Here is a 16,807-nt window from a genome sequence, read left to right on the forward strand (position 1 = left end):
AGCCGTTCATTGCTCCACGTAATCACACGTGATACACAGAGTGACCTTACGTTTCTTCGTATACGGATCCGTCCCACCGGCATCCCGCGCACCACAGGAACGTGAGAACTACACAGAATCTCGGCCAAGGAATGGCGCCAAGTCGGCAGGCATGCGCGTCGTTCTGAGGAAGAATGGGCCTGACCTCTGCGCTGCGGCGGGGGCGACAGAACTACCCACTTGGGGCGGTGAGTTACACATGCTGCTGGCAGCCGAAAAAGGCGACATCACGACCATCATCGGCGGGATCGCCCCGGACTGGGGCCCGTTCGGGAGCCTGGGCAACGAGGCACGGGTGATGATCGAGGTGGTGATGGCCGTGGCCATCCTGCTCTGCCTCGGTATCGCGATCTGGGGCGCGGCCAAGCAACGGATCGGGGCCACGGCGCTGCGCGACACCTTCAGTGCCGAGCAGGGCAAGGGCCTGATCATCGCGGGCCTGACCGGCGTCTTCATCATCGGGTCGCTCGGCACCCTGTTCACCATCGTGTACGGCATGGCCGTCTAGCCCGACTCACGCATCGTCAGTTTCGGTGCGGCCCTGTCCGGTTACCTCTTCTTAACCCCTGTCCCACTTGTCCCGTCGTGCCCACCGGCTGAGGTTGCGTCTCCCTGATGTCGAGTCACCACACCGCGCCCGCGCGGGAACCAGCACGGCTACCGTCATATTTGGCGATGGCGTATGCGGCGGTTCAGCATGAGGTTGAGGGGGCGTTCGCGGAATGAGTCTCGACGGCCGGCAAGGTGACGACGACCTCTACGGCGGCACCGGCCAGACCAGGACGCGGCTCCCCGAGGGCTCCGACGGGTACGGGGGCGGGCGCAGACCGGGCCGTTCGTCCTCCCGCTCGCTGGTCACCGTGGTCGGGGTCGTGGTCCTGCTGATCGCGGCCATCGCGTTCGCGAACCGTGGCGGGGACGATGACTCCGCGTCCGGCGGTAAGGGCGCCTCGGGGTCGGACCCCGCGGCCTCCCCCACGGCCCCGACCGGCACCAAGCCGGTGAGTTCCGGGTTCGCACACGACGAGCAGGGGGCGCAGTCGGCTGCCGCCAATTTTGCGGTTCAGCTGGTATCCGCCGACATGCTCAAGCCTGCCGACCGGGCCGGCATCCTGAACCGGCTGTTCGTCCCCGACAAGGTCGCCGCGCTGCAGTCCCGCTTCGACAAGGCGTACTCGAAGGACTTCCTGGCCAAGATCGGCCTGGATGCGAACGGGAACGCGGCCTCCGGCCAGACCTACGTGTCGCGCACCGTGCCGGTCGGCACCAAGACGTCCGGCTACTCCGACAGCACGACGACCGCCGAGGTCTGGTGCACCGGTGCCTTCGGCACGGCCGGACAGAGCTCGACGAACCCAGTGACCAACGACTGGTTCACCCTGACCCTCAAGCTGCGCTGGGTGGACGGCGACTGGAAGGTCGAGAGCTTCTCCCAGAAGGACGGCCCCACACCCGTCAACGGGGACAACAAGGTCTCCTCGACCGACGAGATCAGCAAGGCCGTCGAGGAGTACGGAGGGTTCACCTATGCCCGGTAGCCGCCTCGCCCTCAAGTTCACCGGCGCCGCCGTCGCCGTACAGACCGCGGTGGTCCTCTTCTCGGCCCGAGCCTTCGCGGCGCCCGAGGACAACTGCGACCTCATCGTGGGGCCCGCCAAGCAGTACTGCCAACGCGACAACAAAGGCACCGGCGGCACCACCGGCAGCTCGACCGGCGGCCCCACCGACGGTTCCACCAACCCCCTCGACCCCCTCTCCAGCCTCGCCAAGGGCTGTGCCGACGCCGCGTCCTGGACCGTCGACCAGCTCAGCAACGCCGTGCAGAAGACCGCCCAGGTCGACTTCACCAACGAGAAGTTCCTGCAGCAGTACGCCGTGGTGTTCGCCGCCTCGACGATCCTGACGCTGCTGCTGTGGCTGCTCGCCGTGGCCAAGCGGGCCGTGCGCGGCGTGCCGCTGAGCACGGCGATCTCGGAAGCCGTCGGATTCCTCTGGCTGACCGTGCTGGCCTCGGCCTTCACACCGCTGATCCTGTACACGGTCGTATCGGCGTCCGACGGCGTCACCGACGTGCTGGCCAAGGCGACCGGCAACCAGACGGACACGTTCTTCGGCACGTTCTCCGAGGCGCTGAAGAAGGGCGACAGCATCGGCGGCGGCCCGATCATGCTGATCGTGGTGTCGCTGGTGTCGATCCTCGCGGCCGGCGTGCTCTACCTGGAGCTGTATCTGCGGGCCGTCCTGCTGTACGTGGGCGCGCTGCTCGGCGTCGTCGTGTACTCGGGGCTGGTCGACAAGAACCTGTGGGGGCACGTCCGCCGCTGGGTCGGGATCATGGTCGCCGTGATCCTGGTGAAGCCGGTCATCGTGATCGTGCTCGGACTCGCCGGCGCGCTCTCCTCCAGCGGCGACGGGCCCGACTCGCTCGCCGCCGTCGTCTCCGGGCTCGCCATCATCCTGCTCGCCATCTTCGCGAGCGGCATGATCTACCGCTTCGTCCCGGGCTTCGGCGACGAGATGGCGAACGTCCGCAAGAACCGCATCATGCAGGGCGCGGAGGGCAAGGCCGCGGCCGTCATCTCCTCGCCCGCGGCCCTCGTGTCCCAGGGCATCAAGACCCACAGCGCCCGCGCGGACAGCGGGGGTTCAGGAAACAGCGGCGGCACGTCCCAGGCCCGCCCGTCCAACCCCGCGTCCGGCGGTGTGGCCGCGCACAGTTCGCGCCCGGCCGCGTCAGGGGGCGGCGGCGGAACTGTCCCCTCCGCCGCACCCCCGCCCCGCACGAGCCCCACGAACACCCCGCACGCCACCAGCCGCGGGGGTAACACCGGCAACACCGGCAACATCAGCAACATCAGCAACAACGGCAACCGGCAAGGAGGTGCAGGGCGTTGACGACCCAGTCCCACGTGTCCCCTCCGGTCACGCCCCGCCGCACATATCTGATCGGCCGCGCCCGGCCGAACGCGATCGTCGGCAGGAACCGCGAGTCGGGAGAGCTCTTCCTGATCATCGCGGGCGCTTTCCTCGGCATGATGTGCGGACTGCTCGTCCCCGTACTGTCCCTGCGCATCGTGCTCCTCATGGGCTTCCCGCTGATCGCCCTGGCGGCGGTCTACGTCCCCTACAAGAACCGCACCTTCTACAAGTGGTTCGAGATCAACCGGAGTTACAAGCGGCAGCTCAAGCGCGGCACCACGTACCGCTCGCGCGCCATCGAGGCGGGTACGCGGATGGACGGGCGGGAGATCGAGATCGGGCCGCCGCCCGGGATCGGCCGGCTCACGTGGCTCGCCGCCCCGTTCGGCCCGGACGAGATCGCCGTGCTGCTGCACGCGGACCGGCGGACCGTCACCGCCGCCATCGAGATCGAGGGCCCCGGCGTCGGACTGCGCGACTCCGAGGACCAGGAGGCGCTGGTCGACCGGTTCGGGACGCTGCTCAAGCACGTGGCCAACGGGGACGGTTTCGTCACCCGGCTGCAGATGCTCGCCCGCACCCTCCCCGCCGATCCCGACGCCCACGCCAAGGACGTCGCCGTACGCGGTGACGACCGCTCCCTGGGATGGCTGCAGGACTCGTACGACCAGCTGCAGTCGATGGTGTCGACCAGCAGTGAGCAGCACCGGGCCTACCTGGTGGCCTGTATGCACTACACGCGCGAGCTCGCCGCCGAGGCCAACGCGATGGCGCGCGCCTCCCGCCCGAAGGCCGGCAAGAAGGTCGACCGGGACGCCGGGCTCGCCGTCGTCATGGCCCGTGAGCTGACCGACATCTGCTCCCGGCTCCAGGAAGCCGACATCCGGGTGCGGCAGCCGCTGGGGCAGGGGCGACTCGCTTCGCTCATCCACTCCATGTACGACCCGGACCACCCCATCGACCACATCCAGGCGATGACGAAACGTAATGCCTGGCCCGCCGAGCTGGACGCGATGGAGCCCACCTACCTCCAGGCGAAGACGCGCGAGTCGTCGACGCGGGCGCCCTGGTGCCACGCCACCGCCTGGGTCAAGGAGTGGCCGATGACGCCCGTCGGCGTCAACTTCCTCGCGCCGCTGCTCGTCCACACCCCCGACGTGATCCGGACCGTCGCCGTCACGATGGACCTCGAACCCACCGAGGTCGCCATCGAGCGGATGCTGACCGAGAAGACGAACGACGAGGCGGAGGCGTCCCGCGCCGCCAAGATGAACCGGACCGTCGACCCCCGCGACATCGCCGCCCACGGCCGCCTCGACCAGCGCGGCGAGGACCTCGCCAGTGGCGCGGCCGGGGTGAACCTCGTCGGGTACATCACCGTCTCGTCCCGCAACCCGGACGCGCTCGCCCGCGACAAGCGCACGATCCGTGCATCCGCCGGTAAGTCGTATCTGAAACTGGAGTGGTGCGACCGCGAGCACCACCGGGCGTTCGTGAACACCTTGCCGTTCGCCACCGGCATCCGACGGTAGAGGGAGAGCGCGCTCATGCGGGATCCGTTGTCGATGCTCACGGACGCCTTCACTTCCTTCCTGTTCGGAAAGGTGGAGACGACCCGGCTGCCCGTGCGTACGTCGACCGGTCAGGCACAGGCGGTCTATCTGCCGACGGCCGCGCCCGGACTCGGCGACTCGGGCGTGATCATCGGGCGCGAGGTGTACTCCGGCAAGGGCTACATCTACGACCCGTTCCAGCTGTACGGACAGCAGCTCCCGGCCCCGCACTGGCTGGTCCTCGGCGAGTCCGGGAACGGCAAGTCGGCGCTGGAGAAGACGTACGTGCTCCGGCAGTTGAGGTTCCGCGACCGGCAGGTCGTGGTCCTTGACGCGCAGGGCGAGGACGGCGTCGGCGAATGGAACCTCATCGCGCAGGAGCTGGGGATAACTCCCATCCGGCTCGACCCGACGGCCGCCCTGGACATGGGGATCCGGCTCAACCCGCTCGACCCCGCGATCACCACGACGGGGCAGCTCGCGCTGCTCCGCACGATCATCGAGGTCGCGATGGGGCACGGCCTCGACGAGCGGTCCGGCTTCGCGCTGAAGGTCGCGCACGCCTATGTCAACGAGACCATCGTCGAGCGGCAGCCCGTCCTCACCGACATCGTCGAGCAACTGCGCCATCCGGAGCCCGAATCGGCCGAGGCGATGAACGTCGCCATAGAGGACGTGCGGGCGTGGGGCCTCGACGTCGCGCTGGTCCTGGACCGGCTCGTCGACGGTGACCTGCGCGGCATGTTCGACGGCCCGACGACGGTCGGCATCGACCTGGACGCCCCGCTGATCGTCTTCGACCTCTCGCACATCGACCGCAACTCGATCGCCATGCCGATCCTGATGGCGATCGTGGGCGTGTGGCTGGAGCACACCTGGATCCGCCCGGACCGCAAGAAGCGCATCTTCCTGGTCGAAGAGGCGTGGCACATCATCAACAGCCCCTTCGTGGCCCAGCTGTTCCAGCGGCTGCTGAAGTTCGGGCGACGGCTCGGCCTGTCCTTCGTGGCGGTGGTCCACCATCTGTCCGACGTGGTGGACGGCGCGGCGGCCAAGGAGGCGGCGGCGATCCTGAAGATGGCCTCGACCCGGACGATCTACGCGCAGAAGGCGGACGAGGCACGGGCCACCGGCCGGGTGCTCGGCCTGCCGCGCTGGGCGGTCGAGATCATCCCGACGCTCACCCCGGGCATCGCGGTCTGGGACGTCAACGGCAACGTCCAGGTGGTCAAACACCTCGTCACCGAGACCGAGCGCCCCCTCGTCTTCACGGACCGCGCGATGACCGAGTCGTCGAGCGACTTCCTGGACGACGACGATGCCCTGCGCGCCGCCGAACTGGAGGCGGAGGAGCGGGCGGCGGCCTTCGTCGAGCAGCGGCTCAGTGACGCCTCCGAGTCCGAGTCCACGGTGGCCTGATGCGCAGGGACCCCTACGACCGCCCGTATCCCCCGCAGCGCGAACGCGGCATCCCCGACGGCCTGCTGATCGGGGTGCTGGCGTTCCTGCTGGGCATGACGATCCTGGTCTGGTCGGCGACCGGCCTGGCCGGCCGGTTCGCGAAGGGCGCCTGGCCGGACGAGGTGACGTTCGGCCATACGCCGCTGGCCATGCGCCACTTGATCGGACAGCCGCACGACATCGCGGGCGCCTGGCCGCAGACACCGGCGGACCAGCTGTCGGGGTACGGCCTGTTCTGGGGCCTGTTCATCGGCCAGTTGATGGTGCTGGTGGTACTGACGGTGTTCGCGGCGGGCACGCTGGCGAGATGGCGAGCGGTACGGAGATCAGCGCCCCGAAGGGGCGCGGGGAGCGGCGCGAGCAACCACAACGAATCCCGCGCGTACGAACGAACCCATGGAGACCCGGGGGCGCAGCCCCCGGTTTCGGCACGGGAAGGGGCGGTGGGGGCGGTGGGGGCGACCCCATCGGCCACCCCGGCCACACCCCCACCCTCACCGTCCCCACAACCCGAACCCCCCACCGCCCGGGAGATCCCCACCACCCCGGAGACCTCCACCACCCCGGGGATCCCCGCCACCCCGGAGACCTCCACCACCCCGGGGATCCCCGCCACCCTGGGGACCTCCACCACCCCGGGGATCCCCACCACCCTGGGGACCTCCACCACCCCGGGGATCCCCACCGTCCCGGGGATCCCCACCGTCCCGCACCCCCGCTCCACCCCCCTCCGCCTCGGCCCTCCGACCGACCGCCACCCCCTGGCGATCGAGGCCATCCGGGAGGCGGCGGGCCCGGCCCTGGTCATCACCTCGGCCCCCCAGGTCTGGCAGGAGACCAAGGACGCCCGCGCCAAACTGGGCCCGGTCCTCCTCTACGACCCCGCGCACCTGTGCGACACCCCGGCCCGCCTGCACTGGAACCCGGCGGCGGGCTGCGAGGACCGTACGACGGCGGCCGAGCGCGCCACGGCCCTGCTCGCCCCGATAAGGCCCACGGCCAAGCTCGACTCGGCCCTCGCCGAGACCGCGGGCATCCTCCTGCGCAGCTACCTCCAGGCGGCCGCGGTCGACGGCAAACCGTTCCGCCACGTCCACCGCTGGGCCCAGGGCAGCCAGGTGCAGGAGGCCGTCCGCATCCTCCGCACGCACCCGAAGGCGGCCTCCGGCGCCGCGGGCGAACTCGAAGCGGCCCTCACCGGGCACCCCGAACGCCGGGACATGGCACAGGAGTTGACGTCCAGAGCCCTGTCCTCGCTCTTCTCGGTGCACATCCGCGAGTCCTGCACCCCGAACCGAAGTGACGCGCTGACCCTGGATTCCTTCATCTCCGAAGGGGGCACCCTTTATGTGGTGGGTGAACCCATCGAGGACCCCAAGGGAAATCCGGGTGCGATGCCCCTTCTGACGGCCCTCGCATCGAGCGTGGTCGAGCGCGGCCGCCGCATGGCCGAAAGGTCACCCGCCGGCCGGCTCGACCCACCAATGACGCTCGTCCTGGACGACGTCGCGGCCGTGGCTCCGCTTCCCCAACTGCCGGAGCTGCTGGCCACCGGAGCGGACCGGGGACTGGAGACCCTGGCCCTGCTCCGGTCCCGGGAACAGGGCCGCACCCGCTGGCCGGAGGCCGAACTCCCGCTCGGCTAATCCGGGTTGACGGCGTACAGCTTCAAGAAGGTCCGTACACCGCTCTCCACCCGGGCGTCGACCTCCTCGTCGCCCATCGGCACGACCCCGAAGAACGTGTCCACGGTGACGGAGCCCGCGATCAGCAGGGTGAAGTACCGTGCCGCCTCGGTGGAGTTGGTGCCGTCGACCGCGAGCACCCCCTGCTCGCCGAGGGCCTCGAACGCGGCCCGCACGGCCTCGTGCACGGCCCGCGGCCCGGTCGCCTGCCACTCCTGGATGACGTCGCCGGGCAGATGGGCGCCCTCGGCGATGATCTGCCGGACGAGCAGTATGTGGTCCCCGTGCTCGCCGCGCCGTCCCATCCACTCCCGCGCGAGGGCGCGCAGGTCGTCGCCGATGTCGGTCACCTTGGCCAAGTGCCGCTCCAGCAGGGCGACATGGGCGGAGGTGACGGCCGCGGCGCTGTCCAGCAGGGCCTCACGGAAGAGGTTCTCCTTGCCGCCGAAGTGGTTGTAGAGCGTCCGCGTCGAGACGCCGGCCTCGGCGGCGATCTCGTCGATGCCCGCCCGCGCGTACCCCTCGCGCCCGAACACCGTGCGCGCGCCGCGCAGCAGCGCCTGCCGCTTCTCGACGGTGCCCTTGCGCGGCGCGGCCCCCCGCTCCTGCCCCTGCCCTGCTGCCATCCGGCTCTCCTCCGCTCACGTCCAGCCTAGGCCGTGCCCCGCCGGACCTAGGTCTCACCGGCCGGGCCACGTCCCGCCTAGGCCCGGAGACCTAGGTACAACGACCGTTGCACTTCATACAACCACCGTTGTACTTTACCGGCATGGCAACCGAACCCCGGGGATCGGCGGCCCGCGAAGTCGGCGGCAGCCGCCCCACCCTCACCCTCCTCGTCGTCCTGCTCGGCATGCTCACGCTCCCGATGGCGATGTCCGGCACCACGGTCGCGCTCCCGCGCATCGGCACCGACCTCGACGCCTCCGGCACGACACTGCAGTGGGTGGTCGTCGGCTACTTCCTCGCCGCCTCCTCGTTCATGCTGGTCGCCGGCTCGCTCGGCGATCTGTACGGCCGCCGCCGGATCCTCACGGCGGGCGCCGCGCTCTACACCGCCGCCACCCTGGCCTCCGCCTTCGCGCGGAACATCCTGTTCCTGGACGCGGCCCGGATCCTCTCCGGCGTCGGCGCGGCGGGCGTGATGGCGTCCGGCGGCTCGCTGCTCGCCGCGACCTTCACCGGCACCGCCCGCACCCGCGTCTTCGCCTCGCTCGGCACCACGGCGGGGCTCGGCCTGGCCTTCGGCCCGACGTTCTCCGGCTGGCTGGTCGACGCCCTCGGCTGGCGCGCCACCTTCCTGTCGTACGTGGTGGTGGGCACCGTCATCCTCATCGGCACCCGCCTGATGAGCGAGTCCCGGGCCGACGTACGGCCGCGGGTCGACAAGACGGGCGCGGCGACGTTCATCGCGGGTCTCGCGCTGGCCCTGTTCGCCGTCACGCAGGGCTCGAAGGCGGGGTGGGCCTCGGCACAGGCGCTGCTCCCCGCGACGCTCGCCTCGGCCCTGCTGATCACCTTCGTCCGGGTGGAACAGCGGCTCGCCCGCAGCGGCTCGGGCCGCCCGATCCTGGATCTGCGCCTCACCCGCAACCCCGCCTTCCTCGGCTGGACCGTCGGCGCCTTCGGGCTCGGCGCGGGCACCACCGGCGCCCTGACCTTCCTGCCCACCTACCTCCAGGGCGCGAACGGCACCTCGGCCCGCGCGGCAGGACTGACGCTGCTCCTGATGACGGTCCCGGTCCTGGCGCTGCCGCCGCTCGGCGCCCGCCTGGTCAACCGGGGCGTCCCGGCCCGCCACATCCTCGTCCTGTCCCTGCTCCTGATCGCGGCCGGCAACGCCTGGCTGACCACGCTCCACCCCGGCATCTCCGTGGCCGGACTCGCGGGCCCGCTGCTCACGATCGGCACCGGCCAGGGCCTATCCATCGGCATCATCGACGCCCAGGCCCTGTCGATGGTCGCGCCGTCCGAGGTCGGCATGGCCTCCGGCTTCCTCAACACGGTCCGCGGCGGCACCGGCGCGGTCATGCTCACGGTCTTCGGCGCGATCCTGCTGGCGTCGGTCGAGTCCCGCGTCGGATCGGCCGGGGCGGCGGCCCGGGTGACGGCGGGCGCGGGCGGCCACGCGGCGGAGTTCACGGCGGCGTGGCGAGTGACGCTGTGGTCCGTGACGGCCCTGACGACGGCCCTGGCCCTGGCGACCAACCGCCTTCTGTCACCTGCTGGGGGCAGGCGTTCCGCACGGAGGAACGGGTGGGCACAGCCCCCGGCCCAGAGCACTTCCCAAGCATCGTCGAGCACTTCTCAAGCATCGCCCGGTACAACCCGCTGACCGGCCACACCACCAAGGAGAACCCTGACATGACGACCACCACCAGCCCCCTTCGCGTAGCCGTCGTCATCGGCTCCACCCGCGACGGCCGCCTCGCCCCCACGGTCGGCACCTGGTTCAAGGCCCAGACCGAGGCCCACGCCCCCGGGACCCACTTCGACTTCATCGACGTGGCCGACCTGGACCTGCCCGACGCGCACCCCGGCTGGGGCCACGAACACGCCGAGCACGAGGCCGAGTTGGCGGCCCGCCTGCACGAGGCCGACGCCTTCGTGATCGTCACCCCCGAGTACAACCACAGCTTCCCGGCCCACCTGAAGCACTTCATCGACCTGCACAAGTGGGAGTGGGCGGCCAAGCCCGTCGGCTTCGTCTCGTACGGCGGTGTCTCCGGCGGCCTGCGCGCGGTGGAACAGCTCCGCCTGGTCTTCGCCGAGCTGCACTGCGTCACGGTCCGCGACGGTGTCAGCTTCCACCGCGTGACCCCCGACCACTTCGCGCAGGACGGCCCGGCGCACGACCCCGAGGGCGCGTCCGGCGCCGCCAAGGTGCTGCTCGACCAGCTGGACTGGTGGGCGCACGCCCTGCGCACGGCCCGCGCCGAACGCCCGTACAACTGACGGGCGTCGACCGTCAGGGCCGCTTGATCTCCATCTCGTACTCGTCCACGGAGGGGTCCCCGGCCAGCCGGGCGACCCCTCCGCTGCGTGCGAAGCCGATCCTCCGGTAGGCCGCCTCGGCGCTCCCGTTGTCCTGGTGGACGTACAACCGCACCCGGTCGAGGCCCTCCAGCGACCACACCCACTCCGTCGCCGCGTCGAACAGGGCCCGTATCAGCCCGCTGCCGCGCGCCTCGGGGCTCACGTACACCCCGACGACCGAGCCCTGCCTGCGCTCCACCGGATCGCCGAAGTAGTCGACCGAACCGGCCTCCTCGACGAGCATCACCACGGTGCCGACGAGCCGCCCGTCCGGTGCCTGCGCGACGAACTGCCGTGCCGACGTGCCGTGCGAGGCGCCCGCCGCCCGGTCCTGCCAGAACGAGTCGGGCCGCGCGAGCGCCTCCTCGTACGTCTCCAGGAACGCGATGGACGCCACCGGGTCCCGCAGCGCCTCAAGGCGCAGTTCCTTGACGGCCGCCCACTCGTCGACCCGTACCGGCCGCACCTCGTAGTCCATGCGGTGCACCCTAAGGTCTCGTAGTACCCCGGTACTACTGCATTCCCGCAGCCGAATGCCCTGGTCGGACGCCCGCGCGCACCCCCGCGCGGCATCGTCGTAGCCATGACGATCCGAGCCCACGGCCTCACCAAACGCTACGGCGGCACCTCAGGCAAGACCGTCGTCGACGACCTCACCTTCCACGTCGAACCCGGCACCGTCACCGGCTTCCTCGGCCCGAACGGCGCCGGCAAGTCCACGACGATGCGGATGCTGCTCGGCCTCGACGCCCCCACGTCCGGCCGCGCCACCATCGGCGGCCGCGCCTACGCCGCCCACCCCGCGCCCCTCACCGAGGTCGGCGCCCTCCTGGAGGCGAAGGCGGTGCACCCGGGCCGCTCCGCCTTCCACCACCTCACGGCGCTCGCCCTCACCCACGGCATCCCGCGCTCCCGCGTCGAGGCCGTCCTCGACCTCACCGGCCTCACCGAGGTGGCGGGCAAGCGGGTCAAGGGCTTCTCGCTCGGCATGGGCCAGCGCCTGGGCATCGCGGCCGCCCTGCTCGGCGACCCGGCCACGGTCATCCTCGACGAGCCCGTCAACGGCCTGGACCCCGAGGGCGTCCTGTGGATCCGCACGCTCCTCAAGTCCCTTGCCGGGCAGGGCCGTACGATCCTCGTCTCCTCCCACCTGATGTCCGAAATGGCACTCACCGCCGACCGGCTGATCGTGATCGGCCGCGGCCGGCTCCTCGCGGACACCACGGTCGACGAGCTCGTACGGACGTCGGGCGCGGCCTACGTCAAGGTCGTCACCCCCGACGCGGCCCGGCTGCGCGCCCTGCTGCCCCGGGACGCCGACGTCACGGACGAGGCCGCCGACACCCTCCACGTCCGCGGCCCCGAAGCCCCCGACATCGGCCGGCTGGCCGCCGCGCACGCCATCGCGCTCCACGAACTCACCCCGTGCACGGCCTCGTTGGAGCAGGCCTTCATGAACCTCACCCAGGACGCCGTCGAATACCAGGCGACCACCTCGACCGGCACGACCGCCACCGCCCTGACGGGAGCCTCCGCATGACCACCGCGTCCTACGCCGTGACGCCGCGCCGCGTCCTGCACTCCGAATGGCACAAGCTCCGTACGCTGCGCTCCACCTGGTGGACGCTGGGCATCGCGTACGCCCTGGTCGTGGCGGTCGGCCTGGTCATGGGGACGACGTACGACGGCGACGACTCGAACATCGACACCGTCGTCCTCGTCCTCTTCGGCACCCAGCTCGCCCAGATCTGCCTGGCCGTCCTGGGCATCCTGGTCACGGCGGGCGAGTACTCCACGGGCCTGATCCGCGCGTCGGCCACGGCCGTCCCGCGCCGCCTGCCGCTGCTGTGGTCCAAGGCGGGCCTGTTCACGGCGGTGGCCTTCGGCCTCTCCTTCCTGGTGAACACGGCCACCTTCCTGCTGGCCCAGATCTGGCTCTCCGACACGGACAAGGCGACATCGCTGACCGACCCCGGCATCCTGCGCGCCCTCGCCGGGAACGCCGCGGGCCTCACCCTGATCAGCCTGATCGCGCTCGGCCTCGGCGCGCTGCTGCGCTCGGTGCCGGGCGGCATCGGCGCCTTCGTCGGCGGTGTCCTGATCCTCCCCGAGATCCTCGGCACGATCCCCTACGACGCCGTACGGGACTGCGTGAAGTACTTCCCCACGCAGGCCGCCGAGGCCCTCGGCTCGGCCACCCGGGACGCGGACGCGATCTCCCCCGGAGCGGGCCTGGCGGCCCTGTGCCTGTGGGCGGCGGCCGTCCTTGGCGCGGCGGGATTCCTGCTCAAGCGACGCGACGTGTGAGCCGTACGGAAGCGAGGATGGCCCGGTGACCGCTCCCGACGACACCCACCCCGCGGCCCGGCTGCTCCAGCGCCTCACCCAGCGGGCGCGCGCCTACGACGTGCGCCGCCCGCTGCTCTGGGACCTGCTGGTGACGGGGTTCTTCGTGATCGCCGCCCTCATCGACGCGACCGGCGGCGGCTGGCGCAACACGGCTGCCGACCCGGACGTCGCCGAGTGGCTGGTCTGCCTGCTGAGCCTGGGCCTCACCCTGCCCCTGCTGTGGCGCCGCAGCCGTCCGCTCCCGGCGCTCGCGGTGATGGCGGCGACGACGGTGGTCTCCAACTGGACCGGCGCCTGGCTTCAAGCCGCGCTGATCCAGTTCGTCGTCGTCTTCAACATCGCGCTGCGCCTGCCATGGCGCTCCCTGCTCCGCGCGGCGCTGCTGGTCGTCGCCCCCATGACGGTCTCCGTCTTCCGCTATCCCAAAGGGAGTTGGGACGAGCTCCTCGTCCCGCAGATCTGGTCCTTCGCCCTGGTCACGCTCGCGGGCATCGCGGTCCGCTCCCGCCAGGACTACACCCGGGCCCTCGTCGAACGCGCCCAGCGCCTGGAGATCGAGCGCGACCAGCAGGCCCGGCTCGCGGCCGCCGCGGAACGGGCCCGCATCGCCCGCGAGATGCACGACATCATCGGCCACAACCTCTCCGTGATCACCGGCCTCGCCGACGGCGGCTCCTACGCGGCGGCCCGCCGTCCCGAACGCGCGGCGCAGGCCCTCACCGCCATCGCCGACACCAGCCGCCAGGCCCTCACCGAACTCCGCCGCCTGCTCGACGTACTCAACACGGAACTGCCCGCCGCGGAGCCCGCGTTGACCCCGCAGCCGGCCCTCGACGACCTGGACGCGCTCCTCGACGGGGTCCGCGAGGCGGGCCTGCCGGTCACGGTCACCGGCACCACGGAACACGCCACGCTCCCGCCGGGCATCCAGCTGGCCGTGTACCGGATCGTCCAGGAAGCCCTCACCAACACCCTGAAGCACGGCGGCCCCGGCGCCACCGCCACCGTCGACATCGCCCGCACCCCCGACGCCATCGCCCTGACGGTCACCGACACGGGTGCGGGCGGCGCCCCGTCGCAGGACACGGCCGGCCGGGGTCTGACCGGGATGCGCGAGCGAACCGCCCTCTACGACGGCACACTTGAGGCGGGCCCGCGCCCCACCGGCGGCTGGCGGGTCACGGCCCGTCTCCGCACCCCGAAGGAAACCGCCCTGTGACCGAGACTCCGACCGCCCCCACGACCTCGGTCCTGATCGTCGACGACCAGCCCATGCAGCGCTTCGGCTTCCGCATGCTGCTGGAGAGCCAGGACGACATGAAGGTCGCGGGCGAGGCGGGCACCGGCACGGAAGCCGTCCGCCTGGCCGCCGAACTCGCCCCCGACGTGGTCCTCATGGACATCCGGATGCCCGGCATGGACGGCATCGAGGCGACCCGCCGCATCATCGAGCGCGGCCCGGTCCCCCGCATCCTCATCCTCACGACGTTCGACATGGACGAGTACGCGTACGCGGGCCTGCGCGCCGGCGCCTCCGGCTTCCTGGTCAAGGACGCGCTGCCCGAGGAGCTGCTCGCCGGGATCCGCGCGGTGGCGGCGGGCGACGCGATCGTGGCCCCCGGCCTGACCCGCCGCCTGCTCGACGCGTACGTCCACCATCTCCCGGCCGCGCCCGGCGCCCCGGCTGCCCTGGACCCGCGCGTCGCCGCCCTCACGGACCGCGAGCGCGAGATCCTCACGGTCATAGCCCGGGGCTGGACCAACACCGAGATCGCCCAGCGCCTCCACCTCGCCGAATCCACGGTGAAGACGCACATCTCCCGCATCCTCGCGAAGACCGGGGCCCGGGACAGGGTGCAGGCGGTGATCGTCGCGTACGACGCGAAGCTGGTGGAGCCGACCTGAGTCAGAAAAAACTTCAGGAATCCCGCATGAGGATGTCGAGAACCGACGCCCGTCTCCGTCCCCGTGGTGAACACACCTCAACGAGCCACTCACACCGAGGAGACCGATCATGGCCAAGTACCTGCTGCTGAAGCACTACCGCGGCGCCCCCGAGGCGGAGAACTGCGTACCGATGGACCAGTGGACGCCGGAGGAGGTCACCGCCCACATCAAGTACATGCAGGACTTCGCGGCCCGCCTGGAGCAGACCGGCGAGTTCGTCGACGGCCAGGCTCTCGCCCCCGAGGGCACCTGGGTCCGCTACGACGGCGAGGGCCGCCCGCCGGTCACCGACGGCCCGTTCGCCGAGACCAAGGACCTCATCGCCGGCTGGATGGTCATCGACGTCGACACGTACGAGCGTGCGGTCGAGCTGGCCGGGGAGCTGTCCGCCGCCCCCGGCGCGGGCGGCAAGCCGATCCACGAGTGGCTGGAGCTGCGCCCGTTCCTGCACGCCCCGGCCACCATCACGGAGTGACCCGCGGATGTCGACTCCCGACCCTTTGGACGAGGCCGCGCTGCGCGGCCTCACCCCGGGCGTGCTCGCCGTCCTCGTCCGCCGCGGAGCCGATTTCGCGGCGGCCGAGGACGCGGTGCAGGACGCCCTCCTGGAGGCGGTCCGCACCTGGCCCGCCACGCCGCCGCGCGATCCCAAGGGCTGGCTGATCACGGTGGCCTGGCGGCGCTTCCTCGACGCGACGCGCGCCGACACCGCCCGCCGCAGACGCGAAGACCTGGTGGAGGAGGAGCCCCCACCGGGCCCCGCCCCCACCACGGACGACACGCTCCAGCTCTACTTCCTCTGCGCGCACCCCGCCCTGACCCCGTCCTCGGCGGTCGCGCTCACCCTGCGCGCCGTCGGCGGTCTCAGCACGCGCCAGATCGCCCGCGCCTATCTGGTCCCCGAGGCCACCATGGCGCAACGCATCAGCCGGGCGAAGCGCACCGTCTGCGACACCCGCCTCGACACACCCGGCGACGTCGCCACGGTCCTGCGCACGCTCTATCTGGTCTTCAACGAGGGCTACTCGGGCGACATCGACCTCGCCGCCGAGGCGATCCGTCTCACCCGGCAGCTCTCCGCGACGTTCGACCACCCCGAGGTGGCGGGCCTGCTCGCCCTGATGCTGCTCCATCACGCCCGCCGGGCGGCCCGCACCACGCCGGACGGCGTCCTGGTCCCGCTCGCTGAGCAGGACCGCGGCCGGTGGGACACGACGCTGATCGCGGAGGGCATCAAGATCCTCCAGGCGGCCCTGGCCCGCGACCGGCTCGGCGAGTACCAGGCCCAGGCCGCCATCGCCGCTCTCCATGCCGATGCCCTCACCGCCGAGGAGACCGACTGGGGCCAGATCGTCGAGTGGTACGACGAGCTCGTCGCCCTGACCAACAGTCCCGTCGTCCGCCTGAACCGGGCGGTGGCGGTGGGCGAGGCCGACGGCCCCCGCGCCGGCCTGGCCGCACTCGCGTCTGTGGACGACAGCCTGCCCCGCCACACGGCAGTGGCGGCCCACCTGCACGAACGCGCCGGCGACCTGCCGACAGCGGCCCGCCTCTACGCGGAGGCGGCGGAAAAGGCCCCGACGCTGGCGGAACGCAACCACCTCACCTTGCAGGCGGCCCGCCTTAATTCCACGATCAATCCCGCGATCAATCCCGACCGGTAAACGCAGAAAACCCCCGTGTCAATGACACGGGGGTTTTCTCAAAATTTGTTCGGCGGCGTCCTACTCTCCCACAGGGTCCCCCCTGCAGTACCATCGGCGCTGTGAGGCTTAGCTTCCGGGTTCGGAATGTAACCGGGCGTTTCCCTCACGCTAT

The 16,807-nt window shown here is 71.2% G+C and carries 16 protein-coding genes and 1 rRNA gene; 14 read left to right on the plus strand and 3 right to left on the minus strand.

All coding sequences use genetic code 11. The features are described from left to right. Positions 1-238: 238 nt before the first annotated feature. The 6 genes from J3486_RS43315 to J3486_RS44590 all read left to right on the plus strand — a co-directional run bounded on the left by J3486_RS43315 (position 239) and on the right by J3486_RS44590 (position 7,618). Positions 239-547 carry a hypothetical protein gene (locus J3486_RS43315; protein ID WP_018527881.1) on the plus strand — a complete coding sequence of 103 codons (309 nt, stop codon included), beginning with the start codon at positions 239-241 and terminating at the stop codon, positions 545-547. A 214-nt stretch (positions 548-761) separates the two neighbouring features. After that, entirely contained in the window at positions 762-1,577 is an 816-nt protein-coding gene (locus tag J3486_RS43320) for a hypothetical protein (RefSeq protein WP_207830591.1), read from the plus strand. Further along, on the plus strand, positions 1,567-2,934 hold the full coding sequence (locus J3486_RS43325) for a hypothetical protein (RefSeq protein WP_207830594.1): 1,368 nt from the start codon (positions 1,567-1,569) through the stop codon (positions 2,932-2,934). The genes J3486_RS43320 and J3486_RS43325 overlap by 11 nt, the downstream gene beginning before the upstream one ends. After that, positions 2,931-4,490 (plus strand): SCO6880 family protein, encoded by a 1,560-nt coding sequence (locus tag J3486_RS43330; RefSeq protein WP_207830597.1) that lies wholly within the window; start codon positions 2,931-2,933, stop codon positions 4,488-4,490. Before J3486_RS43325 ends, J3486_RS43330 begins: the two co-directional genes overlap by 4 nt. A gap of 15 nt (positions 4,491-4,505) precedes the next feature. Continuing rightward, positions 4,506-5,930: an ATP-binding protein gene (locus tag J3486_RS43335; RefSeq protein WP_207830600.1), complete on the plus strand. Its 1,425-nt coding sequence runs from the start codon at positions 4,506-4,508 to the stop codon at positions 5,928-5,930. Next, a complete protein-coding gene (locus tag J3486_RS44590; protein ID WP_229379584.1) occupies positions 5,930-7,618 on the plus strand; it encodes a type IV secretory system conjugative DNA transfer family protein in 1,689 nt (562 codons plus the stop codon). The genes J3486_RS43335 and J3486_RS44590 overlap by 1 nt, the downstream gene beginning before the upstream one ends. Here the strand turns inward: J3486_RS44590 and J3486_RS43345 are convergent. Further along, positions 7,615-8,283 carry a TetR/AcrR family transcriptional regulator gene (locus J3486_RS43345; protein WP_207830603.1) on the minus strand — a complete coding sequence of 223 codons (669 nt, stop codon included), beginning with the start codon at positions 8,281-8,283 and terminating at the stop codon, positions 7,615-7,617. The genes J3486_RS44590 and J3486_RS43345 overlap by 4 nt on opposite strands. A gap of 143 nt (positions 8,284-8,426) precedes the next feature. Between J3486_RS43345 and J3486_RS43350 the strand changes: the two genes are divergently transcribed. Then, positions 8,427-9,992 (plus strand): MFS transporter, encoded by a 1,566-nt coding sequence (locus J3486_RS43350; RefSeq protein WP_207830619.1) that lies wholly within the window; start codon positions 8,427-8,429, stop codon positions 9,990-9,992. 29 nt (positions 9,993-10,021) lie between these two features. Next, positions 10,022-10,612: an NADPH-dependent FMN reductase gene (locus tag J3486_RS43355; RefSeq protein ID WP_207830622.1), complete on the plus strand. Its 591-nt coding sequence runs from the start codon at positions 10,022-10,024 to the stop codon at positions 10,610-10,612. 13 nt (positions 10,613-10,625) lie between these two features. On the opposite strand, the gene J3486_RS43360 is transcribed toward J3486_RS43355, so the two are convergent. Continuing rightward, positions 10,626-11,171, minus strand: a complete 546-nt coding sequence (locus J3486_RS43360; protein ID WP_207830636.1) for a GNAT family N-acetyltransferase — start codon at positions 11,169-11,171, stop codon at positions 10,626-10,628. Positions 11,172-11,276: 105 nt separating this feature from the next. Between J3486_RS43360 and J3486_RS43365 the strand changes: the two genes are divergently transcribed. The 6 genes from J3486_RS43365 (at position 11,277) to J3486_RS43390 (ending at position 16,653) form a co-directional block, all read left to right on the plus strand. Then, a complete protein-coding gene (locus J3486_RS43365) occupies positions 11,277-12,233 on the plus strand; it encodes an ATP-binding cassette domain-containing protein (protein WP_207830651.1) in 957 nt (318 codons plus the stop codon). After that, entirely contained in the window at positions 12,230-13,000 is a 771-nt protein-coding gene (locus J3486_RS43370) for an ABC transporter permease (protein ID WP_207830654.1), read from the plus strand. Before J3486_RS43365 ends, J3486_RS43370 begins: the two co-directional genes overlap by 4 nt. A gap of 25 nt (positions 13,001-13,025) precedes the next feature. Then, positions 13,026-14,261 carry a sensor histidine kinase gene (locus J3486_RS43375; protein ID WP_207830656.1) on the plus strand — a complete coding sequence of 412 codons (1,236 nt, stop codon included), beginning with the start codon at positions 13,026-13,028 and terminating at the stop codon, positions 14,259-14,261. Continuing rightward, positions 14,258-14,947 carry a response regulator transcription factor gene (locus J3486_RS43380; protein ID WP_307805194.1) on the plus strand — a complete coding sequence of 230 codons (690 nt, stop codon included), beginning with the start codon at positions 14,258-14,260 and terminating at the stop codon, positions 14,945-14,947. Before J3486_RS43375 ends, J3486_RS43380 begins: the two co-directional genes overlap by 4 nt. 109 nt (positions 14,948-15,056) lie before the next feature. Further along, positions 15,057-15,464, plus strand: coding sequence for a YciI family protein (locus tag J3486_RS43385; protein WP_207830659.1), 408 nt, complete (start codon positions 15,057-15,059; stop codon positions 15,462-15,464). Positions 15,465-15,489: 25 nt separating this feature from the next. Further along, a complete protein-coding gene (locus J3486_RS43390; RefSeq protein ID WP_207830677.1) occupies positions 15,490-16,653 on the plus strand; it encodes an RNA polymerase sigma factor in 1,164 nt (387 codons plus the stop codon). Positions 16,654-16,700: 47 nt separating this feature from the next. On the opposite strand, the gene rrf is transcribed toward J3486_RS43390, so the two are convergent. Beyond that, positions 16,701-16,807: ribosomal RNA gene (rrf, locus tag J3486_RS43395) — 5S ribosomal RNA — on the minus strand; the annotation flags it as partial.

The sequence above is a fragment of the Streptomyces sp. VRA16 Mangrove soil genome (genome assembly GCF_017377775.1).
In the GTDB taxonomy this organism is placed as follows: domain Bacteria; phylum Actinomycetota; class Actinomycetes; order Streptomycetales; family Streptomycetaceae; genus Streptomyces.